This is a genomic window from Streptomyces jeddahensis, from assembly GCF_001642995.1.
In the GTDB taxonomy this organism is placed as follows: Bacteria; Actinomycetota; Actinomycetes; order Streptomycetales; family Streptomycetaceae; genus Streptomyces; species Streptomyces jeddahensis.
Map to the genome: position 1 here is coordinate 1 of NZ_LOHS01000168.1, position 4,638 is coordinate 4,638.

Consider the following 4,638-nt stretch of genomic DNA (forward strand, 5'->3'; position numbering starts at 1 on the left):
CGCACACCGGCCTGACTCTCTACCAGGTCCTCGACGTTCTTCAGGACCTGCTGAGGTGCTGGACCGGTACCTGCACCACCTGCGGACGCCCCCTGCCCAGCCCTCGAAGAAGCCGCAGAAAGCCCGCAACCTAACGAAGCACTACTAACCGAAGGGCTCCAGGAACGCATCGGTGCCGAGATCCACTACCGCATCACCGCCGTCTGTTGGAAGGAGGAAGGGCTCGCGTAGCTGGGCTCCCAGGATTCAAGACCAGACGCCTGGCGTTAACAGTCTGCACCCGATGGTCCCGACGCGTTCACCAGCGCGCTGCGGAGGCCGCAGCCGCGTGACACGGGACGGGCCCGGGGCGGATTGCGGTTGATGTAGAGATGATGCCATCGACGGCGTCAAGAACCACGTGTAAGGCGTGCCGGTGCAGCCCACGCTGCTCTCCCTCAGAGAGGCGGGCAGAGGTTACCAACAACACATTCACCGGCCGCACCCCGTCCTCGGCGTCCCTGCTGGACGTCTCGCGCGTTTCGAAGCTCGCGGGACGCCTCCTTCGCCTACTCCTCCCTCTCCGGCTGGGAAGGCCAGGGCCGCCTTGGCCAGGCAGCAGACTGGTGTCGCCCCGCGTCCGCGCCGCTGTGGTCCTCACCCCCGACGCCGACCCGGCATCCACCGAGCGGGTCCGCGCCCGGACGTCGTGCTCGCCGCGTCGTCCTGGAACCCTCGAAGCAGCTTCCAGGCCAGATGCGTGACGGTGCCTGTGCGGAAGAGATCCGCACAGGCACCGGCTCGAACCGCAAACCATCAATTGAGTAGCCCCGAGGGCGAGGAACCAGGCCCGTGGAAGCGGCGCCGGTTCAGGCACAAAAGAGTGCGTCAGCCGCGCAGGGCCTGGACTGCGGCCTCCAGACGTTTTCCGAAGTCTCCGTCGGCCTGACGGAAGTTGCTGATCGCGCGCTCGGCGATGTCCTCGCGCGAGACCTTGGCGATAGAGCCCGCCAGGTTGGTGATCAGGCGCGCCTTCTCGTCCTCCGACATGAGGCGGTAGAGGTTTCCGGCCTGGACGAAGTCGTTGTCCTCCGCGTGGGCGGGGGCCTCGTGGTTGCCGGTGCCGGCGGTGAAGCCGGTGAACGGCTGCCACAGGGGGCGGTCCGTCTGGGCGGGGCCGCCGAAGCTGTTCGGCTCGTAGTTCTTCGCGCCGCCGTGGCGGCCGTCGTACAGGAAGCCGTCGCGGGAGTTGGTGCGCGCCTCGGTGGCGTGCGGGCGGTTCACTGGCAGGTGGTCGGCGTTGATGCCGACGCGGTAGCGGTGGGCGTCGCCGTAGGCGAAGAGGCGACCTTGGAGCATCTTGTCGGGCGAGGGGCCGATGCCGGGCACGAAGTGGGCGGGGCTGAAGATGGACTGCTCGACCTCGGCGAAAATGTTCTCCGGGTTGCGGTTGAGCTCCAGCTTGCCGATCTCGATCGGCGGGTAGTCCTCGTGCGGCCACACCTTGGTGAGGTCGAACGGGTTGAAGCGGTACGTCGCCGCGTCCGCCGCCGGCATGATCTGCACCTGCACGGTCCAGCTCGGGAACTCCCCGCGCTCGATGGCCTGGCGCAGGTCGCGCTGGTGGGAGTCGGGGTCCTCACCGGCGAGCTTGATGGCCTCTTCCTGGGTGAGGTTCTTGATGCCCTGGTCGGTCTTGAAGTGGTACTTGACCCAGAAGACCTCGCCGGCCTCGTTGTTCCACTGGTAGGTGTGGGAGCCGTAGCCGTTCATGTGGCGGTGCGAGGCGGGGATGCCGCGGTCGCCGAACAGCCAGGTCACCTGGTGCGTGGACTCGGGCGACAGGGACCAGAAGTCCCAGACGTTGTCGGCCTCCTGGCTGCCGGTGTACGGGTCGCGCTTCTGGGTGTGGATGAAGTCCGGGAACTTGACGGCGTCCTTGATGAAGAACACCGGGGTGTTGTTGCCGACGAGGTCGTAGTTGCCCTCCTCGGTGTAGAACTTCAGCGCGAAGCCGCGCGGGTCGCGGACGGCATCCGCGGAGCCGAGGTTGCCGGCGACGGTCGAAAAGCGCAGGAAGACCTCGGTCTGCTTGCCAACCTCGGAGAGGAACTTGGCGCGCGTGTACGGGGTGACGTCGGCGGTCACCGTGAAGGTGCCGTAGGCGCCCGCGCCGCGGGCGTGCACCACACGCTCCGGGATGCGCTCGCGGTTGAAGTGGGCCAGCTTCTCGAGGAGCAGTTGGTCCTGGACGAGAACCGGCCCGCCGATGCCCGCGGTCTCGCTGTTCTGGTTTTCGGCGACCGGCGCACCGGCCTCCGTCGTGAGTATTTGCTGTGTCACGTTCGCCTCCTGCGTTGTTGCTGGCAAAACCTGTCCATTGTCGAAAGCCGGTTTACTTAGACTATGTCTAAGTCGGGATTTAACCTAAAAATGCTACTGCGGTGACGGGGGCGCTCGGCGGGTGGAGACGCCCAGCGGGTAGGCATGTGGGCGGGAGCCCCCGGTCGTCCCGCAGATGCGCTACGCCCCGTGCCGGGATTCCCCCTCCGAAGGCATTGCTCCGCGCCGGGGTGATCCTGCTGCCTCAGTCGGCAGGGCGGGGAGCTCGGTAGCGGCCCAGCCCGCCAGGAAGGTGAGGGCCTGCGCGCTCGGCGAGTGCGGTTCCGCCGTGTACACGAGCAGGCTCTGGTCCGTGGAGCCCCGCACATCAAGCACTTGGAAGTCCAGGCTCAGCTCCCCGGCGATCGCGTGGACGAACACCTTGCGGCCATGCCGCTGGGCCCGCACCCTGTGGTCGGACCACCACCGGCGGAAGTCGGGGTCCTTCACGGACAGTTCCCCGACGAGGCGGGCGAGTTCGGGATCGTTCGGGTAACGGCCGGCATCCATGCGAAGGTAGGCCACACACTCCTGCGCGACCGTCTCCCAGTCCGCGTACAAGCCGCGGACGTCGGGGTCGAGAAAGGTGAGCCAGATGTGGTTGCGCCGCTTGGCCGGCAGCTTGGAGTAGTCGGTGAACAGCGCGGCGCTCAGGCTGTTCCACGCCAGGATGTCCATGCGGCGGCCCAGCACGAGCGCCGGTACGTTCACCATGTTGCCCAGAAGGGCCTGGGTCGCCTGCGACATCTGCTGGTTCCTCGGTGTGGCCGACGTCGCCCCGCTGGAGACGCCGGACTCGGCCGCACACCGCAGCAGGTACTCCTCCTCATCGGGGCGCAGTTCAAGGGCCCTGGCCAGAGCCGTGAGAATGGCGGGCGAGGCCGACTTCACGCGACCTTGTTCCAGCCTCATGATGTAGTCCACGCTGACGCCCGCCAGCGACGCGAGTTCCTCACGTCGCAGTCCGGGCACGCGCCGGTGCCCGGACGTGGGCAGCCCCACCTGCTCCGCACTGACCCGGGCGCGGCATGCGCGCAGGTATTCACCGAGTTCCGTCACGGCAGCCTCCTTTTGGTACGAACCGTGGGGGTCAGACGGCGACCTTCGTGTCTTCGTGGTCCGTGGACAGGGCCAGCTCCCGCCAGGTGCCGGCCTCCTCGCGAAGCTGGGCGATCTTACGGTCCATGGCCGCAACGCAGTCGCTGCCGAGCTGGGCGCGCAGCGACGGGTTGGCGGCGTCGGCGAGGGCGAGGATGGCCGTGGCTCCCTTGACCGGGTCACCGGGCTCGGCGTGATTGAGCCCGGGGACGGCCTGGCGCACGGCGCCGGCGGTCTCGGCGTAGTCGGGGATGATCTGGCCCTCCGTGAGGAGGCTGGTGGCGTCGAGGAAGTCGGTCCGGAAATATCCCGGCTCGACAATCGTGACCTGGATACCCAGCGGTGCAAGCTCGGCGCGCATCGCCTCGGAGAGGCCCTCCACGGCGAACTTCGTGGAGCAGTAGACGCCGAATCCTGCCGCGCTCTCGAAGCCCCCGATGGAGCTCAGGTTGAGGATGCGGCCCGACCGCTGCCGGCGCATGAACGGCAGTACGGCGCGGGTGACGTTGGCCAGACCGAACACGTTGGTGTCGTAGACCGAGCGGATCGCGGCGTCGGACGTTTCCTCCACTGCGCCCAGCACGCCACGTCCTGCGTTGTTGACCAGGACATTGATCGTCCCGAAGCGCTCGACCGCTGCCTCGACGGCCGCACCGGCCTGCGCTTTGTCGGTAACGTCCAGGGCCACAGCGAGCAGTCGGTCCCCGTACCGGGAGAGCACATCTTCCACGTCCTGGGGTCTGCGCGCCGTCGCCACGACGTTGTTGCCCCGCTCCAGTGCCTGGCGTGCGATCTCCAGACCGAAACCGCGGGACGCACCGGTGATGAACCAAGTGGCCATGCCACTGCCTCTCATTCGTTTGAATTCAGAAAAATGGCGTCAGATGGGGCACGTTTTGCCTATGCGCTGCTATAGATCAGCACTCACTGCTCTATCGGTGGGCGACAGGCCTGGTTTGCAGGGAACATCCGTGGGCTCCTCGGCGGCCGCAGTGAACCGAGGAATGGCCGTTGACCCTGACCTTCCCGGCTGGGACTCGAGCCGACCCGAGCGGACGGCGATGGCCCCTGCCACCATGGCGAGCAGTGCCACCAGCAGCCCGAACCACGAGAAGGCGGCCGCAACGCCGAACCGGGAAGCGGCGGCGCCCAGAACGACCACCGGCACACTCACCGCCA

3 protein-coding genes are annotated in these 4,638 nt (G+C 67.4%); all 3 read right to left on the reverse strand.

The window, feature by feature from the left end:
- Positions 1-867 precede the first annotated feature (867 nt).
- Positions 868-2,349, reverse strand: a complete 1,482-nt coding sequence (locus tag STSP_RS33190) for a catalase (RefSeq protein ID WP_067284744.1) — start codon at positions 2,347-2,349, stop codon at positions 868-870.
- A gap of 153 nt (positions 2,350-2,502) precedes the next feature.
- On the reverse strand, positions 2,503-3,420 hold the full coding sequence (locus STSP_RS33195; RefSeq protein ID WP_067284745.1) for a helix-turn-helix domain-containing protein: 918 nt from the start codon (positions 3,418-3,420) through the stop codon (positions 2,503-2,505).
- A gap of 31 nt (positions 3,421-3,451) precedes the next feature.
- Positions 3,452-4,300 carry an oxidoreductase gene (locus tag STSP_RS33200; protein WP_067284746.1) on the reverse strand — a complete coding sequence of 283 codons (849 nt, stop codon included), beginning with the start codon at positions 4,298-4,300 and terminating at the stop codon, positions 3,452-3,454.
- Between the last annotated feature and the right edge of the window lie 338 nt (positions 4,301-4,638).

Coding starts and splice junctions, on each gene's coding strand:
- STSP_RS33200 (WP_067284746.1), bottom strand. CDS start 4,300: ATGGCCACTTGGTTCATCACCGGTGCGTCCCGCGGTTTCGGTCTGGAG.